The sequence below is a fragment of the Hydrogenoanaerobacterium saccharovorans genome (assembly GCF_016901815.1).
In the GTDB taxonomy this organism is placed as follows: domain Bacteria; phylum Bacillota; class Clostridia; order Oscillospirales; family Ruminococcaceae; genus Avimicrobium; species Avimicrobium caecorum.
The window spans coordinates 1-351 of sequence record NZ_JACSNR010000043.1 but is presented as its reverse complement, the minus strand read 5'-3'; the positions used below and the strand labels follow the sequence as shown (position 1 = coordinate 351).

Sequence of the window (351 nt, the reverse complement as noted above, 5' to 3'; positions counted from 1 at the left end):
CACCATCAGGGACTCGAACCCGGGACCCACTGATTAAGAGTCAGTTGCTCTACCAACTGAGCTAATGGTGCATATCCTCTCGCACACTCAAAATCGAACAATGAAAACTTCCACGATCCAAGAACCAAAGATTCTCTGGTCAAGCCCTCGACCGATTAGTACTCCCGAGCTGAATGTGTCGCCACACTTACACTCTGAGCCTATCTACCTTGTAGTCTTCAAGGGGTCTTACCTGGTTAACCCAGTGGGATATCTTATCTTGTGGTCGGCTTCATGCTTAGATGCTTTCAGCGTTTATCCGATCCGCACTTAGCTGCCCAGCTGTGCCACTGGCGTGACAACTGGTGCACC

Annotated in this window: 1 rRNA gene; it reads right to left on the bottom strand. The window is 50.1% G+C overall.

Annotated features, from left to right (window positions below):
- Positions 1–135: 135 nt before the first annotated feature.
- Positions 136–351: ribosomal RNA gene (locus tag H9X81_RS11600) — 23S ribosomal RNA — on the bottom strand; the annotation flags it as partial.